The organism is Thalassotalea litorea (assembly GCF_043642205.1).
Lineage (GTDB): Bacteria > Pseudomonadota > Gammaproteobacteria > Enterobacterales > Alteromonadaceae > Thalassotalea_A > Thalassotalea_A litorea.
The window spans coordinates 1-17529 of record NZ_JBHZSG010000017.1 but is presented as its reverse complement, the minus strand read 5'-3'; the positions used below and the strand labels follow the sequence as shown (position 1 = coordinate 17529).

Sequence of the window (17529 nt, the reverse complement as noted above, 5' to 3'; positions counted from 1 at the left end):
TAGGATGTAAGTTTAAGTTTAAGGTAGAGATAGAAGGGGTTATCACCATGAAGCCAATGTCCAACTCAATAATGAGCAAGTTATCCTCTAACTATGCAGTCAAAACGTCAGCCAGAAAGCAGCGGGGAAACATCATCGTTGTTTTTACGATTGCTCTGTTTTCGCTTATTGGACTATGTGCGTTAGCCCTTGACGGCGGACATATGCTTTTGAGTAAGAGTCGTTTGCAGAACATTGTAGATGCTGCGGCTTTGCATGCTGCTAAAGAAATTGACTTAGGTGCCACTCATGGTGAAGCGCGATTAGCGGCACTTAGTATCATCAATCAAAATCTAGCATCGCCAGAAAATGATGAGCTTGAATCAGGCTTTAGTTATAGTGCTTTTGATTCGGAGAATGTGCAGGTAACCCCCTACTTAGAGGTTGATTTTTCTGAACGCCCAGACCCATTCAATAGTTCTTCCGATCCATCAGCAACTTACGTGAAAGTTGTCATTTCCGCTCTAGATCTTGATAGCTATTTAGCCACGATTTTCGGATTTAACAAACAGGTGAGTGCGTCTGCAATGGCCGGCCCAAGTACCGAAATTGTCGATTGTTACAATGATTTAGCTCCTTTGTTGGCTTGCGGCTTACCTGCTCCTGAAGGATCAACTCAGGAAGATTATTTATTTGGGTATGAATATGGAGAAGTACAACTCTTGAAAATCGGTTCAAATTCCCAAGGAGAGGTTGGACCTGGGAACTTTCACGTTGTGGATTTGCCTGGGGGAAAAGGAGCTAACTATGTAAGTGAAAACTTGGCGGGTGCTGCATTTAACAATGAAATATGCTTTTCTCCAAGCACTGCTGGTTTGGAGACAAAAACGGGTGACATGGTAGGTAAAATATATGCCGGCTTGAACACCAGGTGGGGGCTTGATGATAATGGAAAGTTTCCGGCAATTGATTTCCCAAGGGATGTCAATACGTGTATGGGGGACTTTTTGGATCTAGATTCTAATAATCAATTACCTGAAATTGTTAGGATTATTGATTATATGCCTGAAAACCCTTCTTCAAGGTTTACGGCGTTTATGGATAATATGTCAGAAGAAATCGTAGAGTCTGGGTATTACATATATGATGAAAATGAAGAGACTTACAAAGAGAGCAATCTATACGATCACGCAAGTTATGAAGCAACGTACCAAGGTGAAGATAACCAAGTTTTCATTTGTCCTGAAGACTTTCCATCTGCTACCCAGACAAGCAACAATGGAGATATAGTAGAACATAATATTTTGTCGTCTGGTGATGTGGGAGACTATCGCCGCATACTTAATATTCCAATCGCAGAATGTACAGGGGATGCAAACGGTCATTCAACTTTATCTTATCTAGGAACAGGGTGCTTTTACGTGATGCAACCTGTGAGTAAGATGGGAAAAGCGGGTCAAACGTCATTTATCGTTGGTCAATTTATTGAAAATTGCACATCGGAAGGTACAGCTAGTTGGCAAGCAACAGATAATAACGGACCCTACACCATTGTCCTTTATCACGTTCCTGATAGTACGGATTCTTAGAGGAACTATGATGAAAAAGATTTATCCTCAACTCAACAAACAACACGGTTTAGCAGCAATAGAGTTAACCATCATATTGCCATTTTTATTGTTTCTCTTGTTCGCGACTGCAGAATTTGGCCGGCTTTTATATCAATACAATGCCCTGACCAAAACGGTGCGAGACGCGACCCGATTCGCTACCAGTCATGCCAGTCCAGGTACTACAGGGGTAGTTGATCTTAGCCAAATAGAATCCGAAATTGCCTTGCTGTTACGGTTTGGCCAGCTGTCTACTGGTACTTTATTGCTCCCTGAAGCAGATCAAGATGAGGTTCTATCGGTTACTAGCAGTACTGATGGAGATCTAATTACCATTAATGTTACGTACCAGTGGCAGCCGATATTTGCTGATTTTATCCCAAATTTTATGGGAGGAAATGAAATTGATTTAGGTTTTCCGATTAGAACTCAATATACCATGAGGGTGATCGATGTTTAGTAAAACGAGGCAACAAGGTGTATATACCGTTGAATTTGCCGTCGTAGGCGCCGTATTTTTTTTATTTCTGTTTGCGGTTTTGGAAATTGGCCGACTATTTTTCACCTGGAATGTATTGACCGAAGTCTCGAGACGCGGAGCCCGCCTGGCAACGGTATGTAATTTACTGGCGGATACCAGTGATCCCGCATCAATAGAAACGCCTATACCTATGAGTGAACTTGCCGTATTTGCGGATTATAATTTGCTGCCTAATCTGACGACCAATAACCTCAGAATTCGCTATTTGAAAGATAATGCTGACGATGCTGACAGCCATACTGAAATTCAGTTTGTCAGGGCTGAAATTGTCAATTACCAACATGATCTTTTGATTCCGTTTGTCAGTCTGACATTAAATTCACCAACGTTTGCGACCACATTACCCAGAGAAAGCTTAGGGGTTACTCGATGGGGCTATACATCATGTTCTTAAACGATACAGGACATCGCTATGACAACTAATTTATTTGAGGTAAATGTGGCGAGGCCAATTGATACTGTCGAAACCGAGAAAACGCAGAATAATACTAGCCCGGCGTTACCGTTTTTTGTTAATTGCTTGCTGGTTTGCAGCGATCCGGTTATCAGTAATGGTATTAGCCAGTATCTCAATGACATTAATAATTTTTCGCTGTCGTCTCATCAACGTTTTCCTGATAATTATGAGGAATACCAGTTGGTGATTTTGGTTTACAGTGCAAGGGATTCGCAAACTGTGGTTGATATAGAAAGAGCAGGTACAGACGGTAAACAGGTCATTCTTGTTGGCGATGATATTCCTGCAACCATTATGCGTCAGGCGATTCAACAACAGATCAAAGATTTTATATTACTGGGCAATTTTGAAGATGAAATATTTCCTGCCATTGAACGTGTTGTTGATAGCATTGCGTTAACATTGAAACTGGCGCCGATTATTTCTGTGCTCAATGGCAAAGGTGGTTCAGGTGCAAGTTTTATCTGTCACGGCATTGGTCAAATAATGAGTGAACAGTATAAAGATAAAATAGCCCTGTATGACGGTGACTTTCATCATGGTTCGCTGGCAAATATTATGGGATTAGAGCCTGAGTATTATATCGATGACGCGTTATCGGAAGTCCGTAATCTTGACGGAATCGCAATTAAGTCGATGATGAGCAAAGCCCATGATCTATGCCTGCTCCCCGTCAAACCTTATTCGTACATGGCAGAGTTAAGTTCTTTTGAAAACAAGGATATATCGTTATTAATTAATAAAATGCGATATAACTTTGAGTTAATAATCGCCGATCTTTCTCGCGGGATAGAAATGAACAACACCAATCTGGTGGGATTGTCAGACGTGATTTATATTGTGCTTCAACAAAATATTTCCAGTATTCGTGAGTCGAAAGCGTTGGTGCGCAACTTAGTGGATTGGCAAAATATTGATAAATCGAAAATTCACTTAATCGTTAATCGATATTCCACCAAGTACTCCAGCATTACATTACAGGATATTGCCAATGCGATTGGCATTGATTCTGTTTTTGTGGTGCAAAACAATTACGAATTGGCAAGTGCTGCAACGGATTTAGGCAAGCCATTGGCGCAAATTGAAGGTGCTAAGCATATCACTGGTGAACTGACCGATATCGTCCGGGCAACGTCACCGATAACGATGGAGCTCAACGATAGTAAACCAGGGATTTGGGCGCGTTTAACCGGTAAAAACACCAGGAATCAGCGATGAATATTATACATGCTCAACAATATGATGTATTAAGCCTTAAAGATCTTGCATTAAAACAAGAAATATTTGGCAAAATATTGAAAATGCTCGATCTTTCTGTGCTAGAAACCATGGATAAAAAAGATGCCAAAGAGCAGATTACCGATTTGTGCAATCAATTACTCAATGAAAGCTCTCAGCCGTTAAACCTCAATGCGAGAACAAAATTAATTAAGTTAATCCTTGATGAAATTCTTGGTTTAGGGCCGTTAGAAACGTTATTAGCTGATCCGTCCATCTCCGATATCTTAGTGAATAACTTCGACAATATCTTTGTCGAAAAGCATGGTTTGTTAGAAAGAGTGCCGGTAACGTTTTATGACAATAAGCATTTGTTGAATATCATCGACCGGATTGTTTCTGGTGTTGGTCGTCGAATCGACGAATCAACCCCTATGGTCGATGCACGTCTTGCCGATGGTTCACGGGTTAACGCCATTATCCCGCCATTAGCGCTAGATGGTCCCTGCCTGTCTATCCGACGTTTTACCGTTGAAAAGTTAAAAGCTCAGCAATTAATCGAGTTTGGTTCGATGAGTGAAGAAATGGGGCAGTTTATCCATGCCATTGTTGAAGGCAAATTAAATGTTTTAATTTCGGGCGGTACCGGCAGCGGTAAAACGACCTTATTAAATATCCTTTCTGGCTATATTCCTTCAAATGAACGAATTATCACCATCGAGGATTCCGCGGAACTGCAATTACAGCAGCCTCATACCGTCCGATTAGAAACCCGCGTGGCCAATATTGAGGGGAAAGGCGAAGTTCATCAACGTGATTTAGTGCGCAATTGCTTACGGATGCGTCCGGATAGAATCGTTATCGGTGAGGTCCGTGGTGCCGAAGCTATCGATATGCTGGCGGCTATGAATACCGGTCATGAGGGTTCATTAACCACTTTGCATGCAAATTCTGCAAGAGATGCATTGGGCCGGATGGAAAATATGGTTTGCATGGCCGGCTTTGATATGCCAGTTCATAACATTCGCGCACAAATTGCCTCAGCCATCGATGTGGTGATCCAGCTACAACGAAATGAAGATGGTAAACGTCGGATAACCAGTATTCAGGAAATCAACGGCATGGAAGGGGACATTATTACCATGTCGGAAATTTTTAAATTTACCCGTAATGGTAAGGACGAAGAAGGAAATATTCTTGGTGAGTTTGTTGCGACTGGGGTTATCCCGAACTTTAACAAGCAACTGCAATTAAAAGGCATTAATTTGCCTAATTCGGTGTTTGGCGTGGACTTTAAAATGGCAACATTTTAATTAAGTCAGCACGTTAACCCAGTCATTATCTAATATTACCGGAGTTCAAAATGAGTAATCAAGTTGCATTTTTATTACTAGTGTTTGCGGCGGTAATCTTTTTATCACAATCGTTTTTTATCTCGGTTTATAGCCCGCAACGCGCCAAAAATAAGCTTCTTAAAAAACAAATAAAAGACATTGTTGACGATGACCATCTGGGTAATATTGATCTTGTCCTCGAGCATAAATTGCAAAGACTTTCGCCGATAGCGCGCTGGCTAGAACAATTTGATTGGACTGCCAATTTAACCTACAAGCTGCATTTGTCTGGCTCACAAATGTTTGGCTATCAATATGCGTTATTGGCAGGATTTGTCAGTATCATGTCTTTTGTTGGCGTTTTTTTTCTAAGTCGGGATGTCATATTTTCCATCGCCGTGGTGTTCATTGTTCTACTGCTTTTCCATCTAAATTTGAAACGTAATATTGATAAGCGCATGCAAAAAATGGAAGAGCAATTCCCTGAAGCACTTGACGTATTAAAACGAGCACTGCAGGCAGGCTATGCGTTTTCTGAGTCGTTAAAGCTGGTGTGTGAGGAGACTCAAGGTGAGCTCACTGAAGAATTTCATATCCTGTTTAATCAAATCAATTATGGCACCGATGTTCGTACCGCTTTGGTGCTATTTGTGCAGCGGGTGCCAACCACGTCAGCAATGGCCTTTGCTAGTTCGGTGAGTATTCAAAAAGAAACTGGTGGTAATCTGGCGGAAAAAGTCGAAGGGTTGTCGGACGTTATTCGTAAACGTTTTAAATTTAAACGAAAGGTAAAAACCCTGACCGCGGAAGGGCGCATGTCCGGCTGGGTGTTGGTGTTAACGCCATTTGTACTATTCGCGGTACTGTATATGACATCACCTGGGTATATAGGCACCTTAATCAATACACCTGACGGTTTAAATCTTCTTAAGTGGGGAGGATTAGGAATGGTGCTTGGTATCTGGTGGATTGGCAAATTGATTCAAATTGATGTTTAACATGAACAATAGCAATCGAAGGGGGAGGTTATGGAATATTTAATGGGGTTAATTAACGGTGTTGTCGATAACCCGCAAGCAGCAACCTGGGTGTTTTATGCAGTTGCTGGCGCAGCAGGCGTCACATTGGCCATAGCACTTAATTTATTTGTTTCAGGTGTGTATTCGCCAGTTAAGGCCAAACTGGGTGGTATGTCGGAAGATGGCAGGCAAAACCAATCAAATGTGGATTATTTTAAACATTCCTTAGAGCAAAATTTATCGAAGATACCCTTAGCTGGCAATCCATCTAAGGGGGATAAGGATGCAAGGCGCTTATTAATTCACGCTGGTTATCATTCTGACAATGCTTTGAAAGTATACAATGCACTGAAATTGATATTGTTATTAGTGTTTGGTCTGGTCGCTTTTACAATCTTACGCTTAAACCCGGAATTAAGCACATTGGTGAGTGTCTATATTGTACTGTTAATTGTTGGCTTGGGATATTTATTACCAGGGTTGGTGTTAACCCACCTTGCAAAAAAAAGAATGATCGGCCTTAGACGGTTTTTCCCCGATGCACTGGATCTTTTGGTTGTCTGTTGTGAGTCAGGATTAGGTTTACTTGAAGCGTTTCAGCGGGTAGGTAAGGAAATTGAATTAGTGCATCCTGAACTATCCCATGAAATTACCCTCGTTTGCAGTAAAGTACGGGTGGGTTATTCAATGCAAGATGCGTTACATGAGTTTTCTGAGCGCACCGGGCTTGAAGATATTCGAGGCCTTAATGCTGTGCTCGTACAAAGTATGCGATTGGGTACAGGGATCGCGCAAACATTGCGAGTGTATGCCGATGAATATCGCGATAAACGCATGCAGGAAGCGGAAGAAAAGGCTGGTAAGCTTGGGGTGAAAATGTTGTTCCCGATGTTAATTTGTATCTGGCCATCGTTTTTCATTGTCGCGGTTGGACCTGCAGTATTAAAGGTGATGAGTGTCTGGGATAAAGCGTTTTAGTAGTCGGACGTTAAACCTGTATTGGGGGAACAAAGGCAATAAAACAAATTGCGACATTAATAGATGCACTAAAAGAGACAAGCTAATTTAAAAAGTTAAACATACAAAATACAAAGTTCATCAAGGTAGTTAATCACGAAAATAGCTAGGGATGAAGTGAATTAATCAGCACAGCTAGCCAAAAGGAGCATTGCGCTAACGGATAGTAATTCCGGAAAGCACTAACGGATAGCAATAACGCTTAAAAGAGAATCAAAATATGCAATCTATGCAGGTACGATCTAATTTGAAAGAATCCAACAGGAAGCAACTTTTGATGAATCAATATAACCATCAGCTTGTTACAGCTCTCATGGTCTGTCTGTTGTTATTTATTACTGGCTGCAGTTCAACAGAATCGTCAATGAACGAATCACAACAATCGTTGGCCAAGGATAATTCTGAAACACAAATACCATTTAAAACGAAAGAGGAAGCTATAGCCAAAGCAGAGCAGGCCAAATTAAATGGGGATTTGGAAACGGCTTTGTTAGCTTATGTTCGAAGCCTTGATTTTGATGCAGAAGATTCTCAGGTTTATCTGCAAATAGCCAGAATTCATGCCCAGCTTGGTAACGACGAGTTATCCTTTAAAGCCTACCAAGAAGTTGTCGGCTTAGCGCCACAAAATGTGGAAGCACGCCAGGCTGTCGGTGTACATCATCTAAATCAACGAGAGTATATACAAGCGAAACAGCATTTAACCGTCGCACTTAATAACGATCAAAAACGTTTATCTAAACAAGGTGCGAAGAAATACCAAGACTATCGAATCCCGGATAATAAATCTCCGTTGCTGGCGTATAATGCACTCGGCGTTATTTATGATATGGATAAGCTGTTTCAGAAAGCTAGAGATTGTTATCATTTGGCATTGCTCGCAGACCCTAAGGCTGTCAACATCCGCTCTAATCTAGGCTATTCCTTCTATTTAAGTGGTGAATATAAACAAGCTGAGCAGCAATTTAAGCAAGCGATTCGCCAACAACCTGAGTTTAATCGAGCCTGGACTAATTTGGGTTTGATATATGCGAGAACTCAGCAATATGAACGAGCGATTAAAACTTTAAAGCAAGTGATGCCGGAATACGAAGCATATAATGATTTGGGTTATTTTGTAATGCTCGAAGGGCGACTGACGCAAGCGGAAGTTTTTTTTCAAAAGGCTATCGATTTATCGCCACGCTATTTTAAAAAAGCTCAGGTGAATTTAGAGCAATTGAAAATCTTGCAAAATGAAGAACGGATCAGTCAGCAAGATACGCCTGGGTATGGTGCGCAAGAATTGGAGAGTGTAGGGAAAAAGTAATTGGCTAAGATTCATTTGTCTAAAAGTGCTGAGTAATTCACAAGCATTTGACAAGCAAATAACGCTAAACGTGAAGTAATTTTAAACTGAAACTTATAAGTAGTTCTAAACTCAAATTTATAAGCAACCGTCTTACGCAATATGCCGAATTAGGCTACTTAAAACGTACATCAAATAACAAACAACAAATAGCAAACAACAAACAAAGAAATAAAAGTAAGCTAGCAATATTAAATATTCACAACTGGCGATGATGTATGTTCTAATTCATTTTCTGATAAATCTTCTATTTTTCCTTTGTTTAACGAGGCCGTAATGATTGACAGTATTGTAGTTCCTAATTCATCGTATGGCTCTGTAAAGGAAAACATTGTTAATAAACAATCCACTGTATTGGATATCACTCATCCTGGGTTTCACGCTAAGGTATCATTGTTTGGAGGTCAGGTTTTATCGTGGCAACCTCAAGGGCAACAACCGGTACTTTGGTGCAGTGATGATTCGCCTTTAGATGGTAGCAAAGCGATACGTGGAGGGATCCCCGTTTGCTGGCCTTGGTTTGGTGACTTTCAAGGGCAGGGTAACCATGGTTTTGCTCGCAACAACACCTGGCTTTTGCAAGACGTCGAGTATCAGCCGGATCATATTACACTTGTATTAAGCTTGTCTGGACAACAGTTGTCCCCAGTCTGGCCTGGTAGTTTTACAATTGAACAACGTTTGCGTTTTGCCGATACCCTGACACAAACCATGACAGTCACGAATAATAGCCAGCAACAATTTTCATTTACGCATGCACTACACAGCTATTTCTCAGTCAGCTCCCCGAGTAACGTTCGTTTACCTGAAGTCAATTTGGCCTGGTTTGATGACAAAATAATCGAGGTTCAGGGTTGTAAACCTCAGGAACTTAAAAATATTGAAGGGCCGGTGGATAGAGTGTATCACTTGGATAAAACAGTGACTTTAGTTGATAAAGGTCTAAAAAGAATCATCGAGATAAGCAAATTTAACTCCGCCCAATGGATCGTTTGGAACCCAGGGGAAGACTTAGCCAACACCATGACTGATATTCATGACGGAGGAGAACAGGAATTTGTGTGTGTTGAAGCCGGTAATACGAGTTGGACCAAAGTTGACCCTGGTGAAACCGTGACCTTTGGTCAAGAAATCAAAGTTTACAATTTATAGCGACATCGTGTTTCCTTCTGTTCGTCACTCGTCGGTGTGAGCACATTCACCGTTATAGACGAAAGATTACGGTAAGCAGTTGCTACTTTGGTAAGGATTTATTCGTCCTATATGGGCTTTCTGAGCGTCACGTGTTTAGCGTTAGTTCACCCGTAAGTGACGGTTAAGCAGTTGCTGGGTAAACGCCGTTTTTAAATAAAAGCCCCTTGGCAGGGTTTGAAACGGTCTGCCATTCTTATCAAAGGCATTGGTTTTGGCCTTGCTATTGGCCGCTTTCGGTCGAAGCTGTAATACTTCACCATACTTGCCGTTAATTTTCTCCACTTCACCGAGCACGATCATGTCGGTCAACTCTTGCCAGTCGGCTTGTAACAGCGCTTCTTCTTTCGGGTTGGGTTGCCACATAAATGGTGTGCAAATGACCCGTTCTGCCACTGGCAGTTGCCGCTCAGAAATAATCGGTACCCACAGTACTTTGGCCATTTTATGTTTAACATGGCTGGTATGCCAGGTAACCCCGGACATCCCAGTTAACGGGGCGACACTGACAAACGTCGTTTCTAATACCTTGGCATTGCGATCGATTGGCAATGTTTTTAACTCGATTCCCAACTCCGGAAAGTCCGGCAGTGGCTTTGAGCCAGCACTGGCGCCTAGCGCGCGCTCTAGCAATAATCCGATCCAGCCTTTTTCTTTGTTTAAGTTCTCAGGCACAGCAATGTTTAGATTATTTGCAAGATCGCCTAGTGTCATGCCCGACAAGCGCAGTGCCGATTGCATTAACTGATTTTCAGATTCAGGTGTTAACACGGTTTACATACTCAACAACAAAGTTGTGGTTATTATCGAGAGGTTTGCTGAGGCAGGCAACCATTAAATGACACTCGTTACCAGGTAGAGACATCAGACAAATAAATACAAGCAATATTTGCTCAACGATGAGTATTGTGGAAGAATCAAGTTATAGAACATTTTTTTGAACGGGAGTTCATGTGATTGATGCCGAAGGCTATCGAGCCAATGTCGGCATAGTGATTACAAACGGCAAAGGACAAGTCTTTTGGGCGCGCCGTTACGGGCAACATTCCTGGCAATATCCGCAAGGTGGTGTCGATAAAGGAGAATCTGCCGAACAAACGATGTACCGGGAGTTATTTGAGGAAGTTGGATTAAAACCTCATCAAGTGGAGATAATGGCGAGCACGAAGCATTGGTTAAAGTATCGCTTACCCAAACGTTTAATTCGCCATGACAGTAACCCTGTCTGTATTGGGCAAAAACAAAAATGGTTTTTGCTGAAACTGCTCTGCAAAGACGAGGATGTTAACTTACTGCATTCCTCTCATCCGGAGTTTGATGACTGGCGTTGGGTCAGTTATTGGTATCCGGTTCGCCAGGTAGTGTCCTTTAAAAGAGACGTTTATCGTCGGGTTATGAAAGAATTTGCACCGGTGGCTTTGCCAACGATGCGAAAAGATAACACCCCGCATCGAGATGCATCGAAACGCGGTGGCAAACGACGACATTACAAGTGATCATTATGTAGTTAAAAAGCTGTGTAACGTAAGTTTCACAGCTTTTTTGCTCTGACGGGTAAAATGGGTACCGAGCTCAGGATTCAGGTTTCAGAGTAAACAGGGCAGGTTAGAGTCGTGAATTTGGGAATGTCATTCCAGGTGCACACGTTAAGTGACGAAAACTCGTATTACACGTTATCAGGTTCACAGCCTTGATAGCACCGATTAATAAAGGATTGTTATGTTAACCACACTAAGGCGAATTGTATTAGCGTTCGGGCAAGAGCCAGAATTAGACTCGGCTTTGCAAACTTTAGTGTCGCAAGTTAAAACCGCCATGAATACCGAATGTTGCTCGATATATCTTGCCAATCAAGAGTTGCAGCATTTTTTGTTAATGGCCTCCGACGGTTTGGCGAAGGATTCGCTTGGTCAGGTCAGAATTGGTTTTAACGAAGGCTTGGTTGGCCTGGTGGGTCAGCGGGAAGAGCCCATCAATATAGCCAATGCGCAACGACATCCCCGATTTAAACATGCCCCGGAAGTTAAGGAAGACGCCTTTAACGCCTTTCTCGGGACGCCTATCATCCATCAACGCCGCGTCATAGGTATCATTTCGGTCCAGCAAAAAGAATCCCGTCAATTTACCGAAAACGAAGAAGCTTTTTTGGTTACCCTGAGTGCGCAGTTGGCGACTACGTTAAGCAGTGCCGAATCTCGAGGCGTGATATCGGCCATGTGCAAACGGGTTGATAAAACCCATTTACGGGCAATTCCTGGTGCCACAGGATTAGCATCCGGACAATGTTTTGTCAGCAGGCCGTTAGCGGATTTGCAACTCATCACGCCAACCAAGCAAGGTAATAAATCCAAACAAAAGAAGCGCTTACGCATAGCAATTGCCCGAACCTATCGCGATATGAGCCAGATGCGAAGCCGGATGAGTGGTGCTATCCCTCAGGATACTCTGGAAATTTTTGATATGTATCAACAGATGCTATCAAGCGCCAGTATTGGCACCGACATCGAACAAAATATTGATGCCGGCTGGGACGCTGAAAGTGCGTTAAAGCTGGTGATTGATCGCTATGTGGTACAGTTTGAAGCGGTTGAAGACAGCTATATTCGCGAACGCGCGGTGGATATTCGCGATTTGGGCAATCGCGTTCTCTTGCATTTACAGGATTACCAGCAAAAACATACTCGCTTGCCTGACGATTTAATTCTTGTTGCTCAGGAAGTTACGGCTTCTTTACTGGCGGAATATCAACACAAAGGATTGCGCGCCATTATCTCATTGTCGGGATCGATAAATTCCCACGCGGTTATTCTGGCCCGCGCACTAGGTATTCCCGCCATCATGGGCGTTGGCAATTTACCGCTTACCAGCTTTGTAGGTCGACCCGCCATCGTCGACGGTTATTCCGGAGAAGTCTTCTTATCACCTTCTGTCCAGCAGATGCAGCATTATCAGGCACTCATGGATGAGGAAAGTGAGTTGCAACAAAAGGTTCGGCAGGTCACAGATCTCGAACCGGTGACCGAGGATGGTCATACGATTGAACTCTTGATGAATGCAGGCTTAGTGGCGGAATTCGATCAGTCGATGAAACAAGGGGCAAGCGGAATTGGACTATATCGAACCGAAATTGCCTTTATGGAACGTACCCGCTTTCCATCCGAGCAGGAGCAAATGTCGGCTTATCAAAATGTGCTTGCGTCATTTTCGGGACAATCCGTGGTTATGCGTACTCTAGATATTGGCGGCGACAAAACCCTTGAATACTTCCCGATAAATGAAGCGAATCCGTTTCTCGGTTGGCGGGGAATTCGGGTCACATTAGATCACCCGGAAATCTTCTTAGTTCAGGTCCGAGCGATGATCCGGGCTAATATTGGCCTGGAAAACCTGCAAATTTTGTTACCTATGATCACCTCCTTGCAGGAAGTCGACGAGGCATTGCGATTGATTAATCAGGCGCATCAGGAAATTGTTCAGGAACAATCCATCAGCATTAGCATGCCGAAAGTTGGTGTGATGCTGGAAGTGCCTTCTATGATATTCCAGATTTCTCAACTGGTTGAGCGGGTAGATTTCATCTCGGTAGGAAGTAATGATTTAACCCAGTACCTGTTGGCCGTTGATCGCAATAATGAAAGGGTCGCGTCCTTATATGATGCGTTTCATCCTGCGGTGTTAAGAGCGCTGAATTATATTGCCAAACAATCGCGTGAAAAACGGGTGTCTTTGTGTTTGTGCGGCGAACTAGCCGCCGAGCCCGGTGGCGCCATTTTGTTACTGGCGATGGGCTATGACAAGCTCAGTATGAATAGTTTTAATATTCCCCGCATTAAGTGGGTTATTCGACATATATCTGCGCATCATGCCAGACATATGCTGGAAACTTGTTTACAATTAGAAACAGCCGTTGCGGTGCGTCAGTATATTAATCAGCAACTCGAGCAATTAGGGTTTGGTGGTTTTATTCGTGCGGGTAAATAATGATCTAACTAGCGCCTTAAATCTGCTTTTTTAGCAGGGTTCGAAAAGCGACTGTTAATCATGGCTTCGCTTCCTGAACTCGTTAACGGTTAAATGTTTAATACACATGATTGGTATAAACGCACCGTCCTCTTTTGTATTTGGTATCCGATGTTTTTAACCGTTTTTTTGATATGTATGGCACTGGGCATGCTGGTTGGTTTTCTCGCCGGCCTGCTTGGCATCGGTGGCGGGTTGATAATTGTTCCCGCCCTGGTATTTGTATTGCCAATGCTGGACATTCACGGTGAGATTGCCCTGCATATCGCGTTAGCTACCTCCTTAGCGTCTATCGTCGTCACTTCTTCCACGGCCGCTTTTAATCACTACAAAATTGGCAATATTCCTCTGCCTTTGGCCAAGCTTCTGGCGCCGTTTATCGCTATCGGCGCTGTATCCGGTGCGGTAATCGCCGATGAATTATCCACCAAAGCGTTAACTATATTTTTCTCCAGTTTTGTAATTTTGCTGGCCTGTTATATGTTGTTTTCCATCCGTCAGACAGTGCACCGAAATTTGCCAGGTAAAGGCGTGCTAAGAGGTATAGCAGTAGTGACCGGCGTTATTGGCAGCCTAATGGGGATCAGTGGTGGCGCGATTATGGTGCCGTTTTTAACCTATTGTGGTGTAAATATTCTTCGGGCCATTGGTGTTTCAACAGCCTGTGGTATGATTGTTTCCCTATTTGGAACAATTGCCTATATCGTTGCAGGTATGGGGAATACCAATACCCCGGACTGGAGTATTGGCTATGTATATCTTCCTGCGGTGTTAGGGATTTCTCTGACATCAACGATATTGGCTTCGTATGGCGTTAAACTGGCGACCCGGTTACCAGTGAAAACAATAAAAAAAGTATTTGCTGCCTTTCTGATTGTGGTAGCAATTGAAATGATGATTTAACAGGGATTCTTTATGAGTTTTGCGGCGATTCAATTTCCAGAAATTGACCCGATTATTGTAAGTATTGGCCCATTGGCATTGCGCTGGTATGGCATGATGTATCTGGTAGGCTTTATTTTAGCGTTAGTGATTGCCAATAAGGCCGCGGACCGCAGTGGTGGACGTTGGACTCGGGATCAAGTTGGTGACTTGCTCTTTTATGGCTTTTTAGGGGTTATTATCGGTGGCCGCGTCGGCTACGTTGTGTTTTATCAGTGGCAACATTTTATCGCCGATCCACTGTATCTATTTGAAATATGGAAAGGCGGCATGTCGTTCCATGGTGGCTTGATTGGGGTCATACTGGCGATCGCATTTTTCGCGCGCAAAGAAAAGAAATCCTTCCTCGAAGTCGGCGACTTTGCCGCCCCACTGGTACCACTGGGCTTAGGAGCCGGACGTATTGGTAATTTTATCAATGCAGAACTTTGGGGACGCGAAACCGATGTGCCCTGGGCAATGGTATTTCCCAACGATCCTGAACAATTGCCGCGTCACCCTTCGCAGTTATATGAATTCTTTTTAGAAGGCGTGGTGTTATTCGCCATCATTTATCTGGTTTGTAAAAAGCCTCGCCCTACCGGTCTTGCATCCGGTCTGTTTTTAGCCGGTTATGGGCTGTTTCGCATGTTTATCGAGTTTTTCCGTGAACCAGACGCCCACTTGGGGTTACTGGTATCGGCATTATCTATGGGGCAGCTATTGTCGTTACCTATGGTCATCGCGGGTATGGGTTTAATTATTTGGGCATTGACGAAATCCAGTATTCCTGAGCAGCCAAAAACGACCAAGAAAACAGCTAAAGCTAAGGGGGTGGCAAAATGAAACAATATCTAGACTTATGTCAACGTATCCTGGATGAAGGTGAATGGGTAGAAAACAAACGCACGGGTAAGCGCTGTTTGACGGTGATTGATGCCGATTTAACCTATGATGTTGCGGGTAATCATTTTCCACTGATAACCACGCGCAAAAGTTTTTATAAAGCCGCCATAGCCGAGCTTATCGGATACATTCGCGGCTATGACAATGCCGCAGATTTCCGGGCGCTAGGTACACCAACCTGGAATGCCAATGCTAATGAAAACAGTGACTGGTTGAATAATCCCCATCGCAAAGGGGAAGACGATATGGGGCGCGTTTACGGGGTGCAGGGACGGTCCTGGCAAAAACCTGATGGCGGCCATGTTGATCAACTGGCGAAGATTGTTGAAAATCTGAAAAATGGTATTGATGATCGTGGCGAAATTCTCAGCTTTTACAACCCTGGTGAATTTCATATGGGGTGTTTGCGTCCCTGTATGCATACTCATAATTTTTCGTTGTTGGGCGATACCTTATATCTGACCAGTTTCCAACGTTCTTGTGATGTGCCGCTTGGATTGAACTTTAACCAGATCCAGGTGTTTACGTTCCTGGCATTAATGGCGCAGATTACCGGTAAGAAACCAGGTAAGGCGTATCATAAAATCGTTAATGCCCATATTTATGAAGATCAGTTAGATTTGATGCGAGACGTGCAATTAAAACGCGATCCTTTCCCGGCACCTAAGCTTAAGATTAATCCAGAAATTAAATCATTAAAGGACTTGGAGACTTGGGTAACCATGGATGACTTTGAGGTGGAAGGTTATCAACACCACGATCCGATTCAATATCCATTTTCCGTTTAATAGACGGAAAATGGAAAAGGTGACAATGGTGACAGACTCAGTAACGGCACTGAGTCAGGTGTCAGTTCGAATCAAAATTCGAACGGTGACAGTCCTGTATTAAATATTTTCGGACAGTTGAACAGCTGCTTTTAAATTTAAGCAAAGGCTGCTCGTTGTCACCGCGAATGCTGTCACCTAAAAACACGATGGTTGGAGTGTTTTATCCACCCGCGCAGCCTCCACTCCTAAACTGCCAGCAGTTACCTTCCCGTCATTCCCAGACACTACTGGGAATCTAAAATAAAAGCAGATCTCCACTTCCGTGAGGATGACGGAAGGGGAATTAATGTTCGTTTGGGATAACGTGCGTGTTTAAAACCGAAAGCCTTCCCGTCTTTCCCTGACACTACTGGGAATCTGACGAAAAAGCAGATCCCCACTTCCGTGAGGATGACGTGCGTGATAAAAACGAAAACCTTCCCGTCATTCCCAGATACTACTGGGAATCTAATGCAAAAGCAGATCCCCACTTTCGTGAGGATGACGGAAGGGGCGAACGAATGTTCGTTTTGGTTGACGTTAGCAGGGTACTTAGGAAACGCTGACATGGTACTTGGGCGAGGATGACGTGCGTGTTAAAAACCGAAAGCCTTCTCGTCATTCCCAGATCCCCACTTTCGTGAGGATGACGGAAGGGGCGAACGAATGTTCGTTTGGGATGACGTTAGCAGGGTACTTAGGAAACGCTGACATGGTACTTGGGCGAGGATGTCTTTCGTTTTAAAAAACGAAAGCCTTCCCGTCATTCCCAGATACTACTGGGAATCTAATGCAAAAGCAGATCCCCACTTCCGTGAGGATGACGGAAGGGGCGAACGAATGTTCGTTTGGGATGACGTTAGCAGGGTACTTAGGGAACGGTGACTGGTGCTTGGATGAGATTGGCATGGAGCTTTGAGCGAGGATGTCCTGCGTTTTGAAGGCGACAACTTTATTGAAAAAGATGATGCTTCCTTTCCCTTAGAAACCCGTCATCTAAAGCTCTGTCGGGGTTACAGTTTTATCCACCCGACGAAGTCCTCCAACCTAAAACTCGACACAAAGATTTTTGCACAGCGGACCTTTATACCAATCACATTAAGTTTGTGCACAACTCAGAGTTAGGGCAGAGGTTCAGTTACCACATAGATTTTATTGA

15 protein-coding genes are annotated in these 17529 nt (G+C 43.3%); 14 read left to right on the top strand and 1 reads right to left on the bottom strand.

The genetic code is table 11. The features are described 5' to 3' along the window. Positions 1–47: 47 nt before the first annotated feature. The 9 genes from ACHUFQ_RS09640 to ACHUFQ_RS09600 all read left to right on the top strand — a co-directional run bounded on the left by ACHUFQ_RS09640 (position 48) and on the right by ACHUFQ_RS09600 (position 9675). Entirely contained in the window at positions 48–1568 is a 1521-nt protein-coding gene (locus tag ACHUFQ_RS09640) for a TadE/TadG family type IV pilus assembly protein (RefSeq protein WP_394175077.1), read from the top strand. A gap of 10 nt (positions 1569–1578) precedes the next feature. Continuing rightward, positions 1579–2049 carry a TadE family protein gene (locus ACHUFQ_RS09635; RefSeq protein ID WP_394175076.1) on the top strand — a complete coding sequence of 157 codons (471 nt, stop codon included), beginning with the start codon at positions 1579–1581 and terminating at the stop codon, positions 2047–2049. Continuing rightward, entirely contained in the window at positions 2042–2524 is a 483-nt protein-coding gene (locus tag ACHUFQ_RS09630; RefSeq protein ID WP_394175074.1) for a TadE/TadG family type IV pilus assembly protein, read from the top strand. The genes ACHUFQ_RS09635 and ACHUFQ_RS09630 overlap by 8 nt, the downstream gene beginning before the upstream one ends. Before the next feature lie 18 nt (positions 2525–2542). After that, positions 2543–3805 carry an AAA family ATPase gene (locus tag ACHUFQ_RS09625; protein ID WP_394175073.1) on the top strand — a complete coding sequence of 421 codons (1263 nt, stop codon included), beginning with the start codon at positions 2543–2545 and terminating at the stop codon, positions 3803–3805. Continuing rightward, the gene (locus ACHUFQ_RS09620) at positions 3802–5118 is read left to right on the top strand and encodes a CpaF family protein (protein ID WP_394175072.1); all 1317 of its coding nucleotides are present in this window, start codon (positions 3802–3804) and stop codon (positions 5116–5118) included. Before ACHUFQ_RS09625 ends, ACHUFQ_RS09620 begins: the two co-directional genes overlap by 4 nt. A gap of 50 nt (positions 5119–5168) precedes the next feature. Beyond that, complete coding sequence (locus tag ACHUFQ_RS09615; RefSeq protein ID WP_394175070.1) at positions 5169–6137, top strand: type II secretion system F family protein; 969 nt, start codon at positions 5169–5171, stop codon at positions 6135–6137. Between the two features lie 30 nt (positions 6138–6167). Next, complete coding sequence (locus ACHUFQ_RS09610; protein WP_394175069.1) at positions 6168–7136, top strand: type II secretion system F family protein; 969 nt, start codon at positions 6168–6170, stop codon at positions 7134–7136. Positions 7137–7539: 403 nt separating this feature from the next. After that, positions 7540–8484, top strand: coding sequence for a tetratricopeptide repeat protein (locus ACHUFQ_RS09605; RefSeq protein WP_394175067.1), 945 nt, complete (start codon positions 7540–7542; stop codon positions 8482–8484). A 315-nt stretch (positions 8485–8799) separates the two neighbouring features. Continuing rightward, on the top strand, positions 8800–9675 hold the full coding sequence (locus tag ACHUFQ_RS09600) for a D-hexose-6-phosphate mutarotase (protein WP_394175066.1): 876 nt from the start codon (positions 8800–8802) through the stop codon (positions 9673–9675). Between the two features lie 141 nt (positions 9676–9816). On the opposite strand, the gene mutH is transcribed toward ACHUFQ_RS09600, so the two are convergent. Continuing rightward, positions 9817–10485 carry a DNA mismatch repair endonuclease MutH gene (gene mutH, locus ACHUFQ_RS09595; RefSeq protein WP_394175065.1) on the bottom strand — a complete coding sequence of 223 codons (669 nt, stop codon included), beginning with the start codon at positions 10483–10485 and terminating at the stop codon, positions 9817–9819. 182 nt (positions 10486–10667) lie between these two features. On the opposite strand from mutH, the gene rppH reads away from it, so the two are divergent. The 5 genes from rppH to ACHUFQ_RS09570 all read left to right on the top strand — a co-directional run bounded on the left by rppH (position 10668) and on the right by ACHUFQ_RS09570 (position 16349). Then, the gene (gene rppH, locus ACHUFQ_RS09590) at positions 10668–11210 is read left to right on the top strand and encodes an RNA pyrophosphohydrolase (RefSeq protein WP_394175063.1); all 543 of its coding nucleotides are present in this window, start codon (positions 10668–10670) and stop codon (positions 11208–11210) included. 223 nt (positions 11211–11433) lie between these two features. Further along, on the top strand, positions 11434–13695 hold the full coding sequence (ptsP, locus tag ACHUFQ_RS09585) for a phosphoenolpyruvate--protein phosphotransferase (protein WP_394175062.1): 2262 nt from the start codon (positions 11434–11436) through the stop codon (positions 13693–13695). A 150-nt stretch (positions 13696–13845) separates the two neighbouring features. Continuing rightward, positions 13846–14637: a sulfite exporter TauE/SafE family protein gene (locus ACHUFQ_RS09580; protein WP_394175060.1), complete on the top strand. Its 792-nt coding sequence runs from the start codon at positions 13846–13848 to the stop codon at positions 14635–14637. Between the two features lie 12 nt (positions 14638–14649). After that, positions 14650–15501 (top strand): prolipoprotein diacylglyceryl transferase, encoded by an 852-nt coding sequence (gene lgt / locus ACHUFQ_RS09575; protein WP_394175058.1) that lies wholly within the window; start codon positions 14650–14652, stop codon positions 15499–15501. After that, positions 15498–16349, top strand: a complete 852-nt coding sequence (locus ACHUFQ_RS09570; RefSeq protein ID WP_394175056.1) for a thymidylate synthase — start codon at positions 15498–15500, stop codon at positions 16347–16349. The genes lgt and ACHUFQ_RS09570 overlap by 4 nt, the downstream gene beginning before the upstream one ends. The last annotated feature ends 1180 nt before the right edge of the window (positions 16350–17529 follow it).

Bases quoted from the DNA above. Each gene is read 5' to 3' on its own strand.
- ACHUFQ_RS09605 (WP_394175067.1), top strand. From the start codon at position 7,540: ATGAACGAATCACAACAATCGTTGGCCAAGGATAATTCTGAAACACAA.
- ACHUFQ_RS09625 (WP_394175073.1), top strand. From the start codon at position 2,543: ATGACAACTAATTTATTTGAGGTAAATGTGGCGAGGCCAATTGATACT.
- ACHUFQ_RS09610 (WP_394175069.1), top strand. From the start codon at position 6,168: ATGGAATATTTAATGGGGTTAATTAACGGTGTTGTCGATAACCCGCAA.
- ACHUFQ_RS09615 (WP_394175070.1), top strand. From the start codon at position 5,169: ATGAGTAATCAAGTTGCATTTTTATTACTAGTGTTTGCGGCGGTAATC.
- ACHUFQ_RS09570 (WP_394175056.1), top strand. From the start codon at position 15,498: ATGAAACAATATCTAGACTTATGTCAACGTATCCTGGATGAAGGTGAA.
- ACHUFQ_RS09640 (WP_394175077.1), top strand. From the start codon at position 48: ATGAAGCCAATGTCCAACTCAATAATGAGCAAGTTATCCTCTAACTAT.
- ptsP (WP_394175062.1), top strand. From the start codon at position 11,434: ATGTTAACCACACTAAGGCGAATTGTATTAGCGTTCGGGCAAGAGCCA.
- lgt (WP_394175058.1), top strand. From the start codon at position 14,650: ATGAGTTTTGCGGCGATTCAATTTCCAGAAATTGACCCGATTATTGTA.
- ACHUFQ_RS09600 (WP_394175066.1), top strand. From the start codon at position 8,800: ATGATTGACAGTATTGTAGTTCCTAATTCATCGTATGGCTCTGTAAAG.
- ACHUFQ_RS09620 (WP_394175072.1), top strand. From the start codon at position 3,802: ATGAATATTATACATGCTCAACAATATGATGTATTAAGCCTTAAAGAT.
- ACHUFQ_RS09635 (WP_394175076.1), top strand. From the start codon at position 1,579: ATGAAAAAGATTTATCCTCAACTCAACAAACAACACGGTTTAGCAGCA.
- ACHUFQ_RS09580 (WP_394175060.1), top strand. From the start codon at position 13,846: ATGTTTTTAACCGTTTTTTTGATATGTATGGCACTGGGCATGCTGGTT.
- ACHUFQ_RS09630 (WP_394175074.1), top strand. From the start codon at position 2,042: ATGTTTAGTAAAACGAGGCAACAAGGTGTATATACCGTTGAATTTGCC.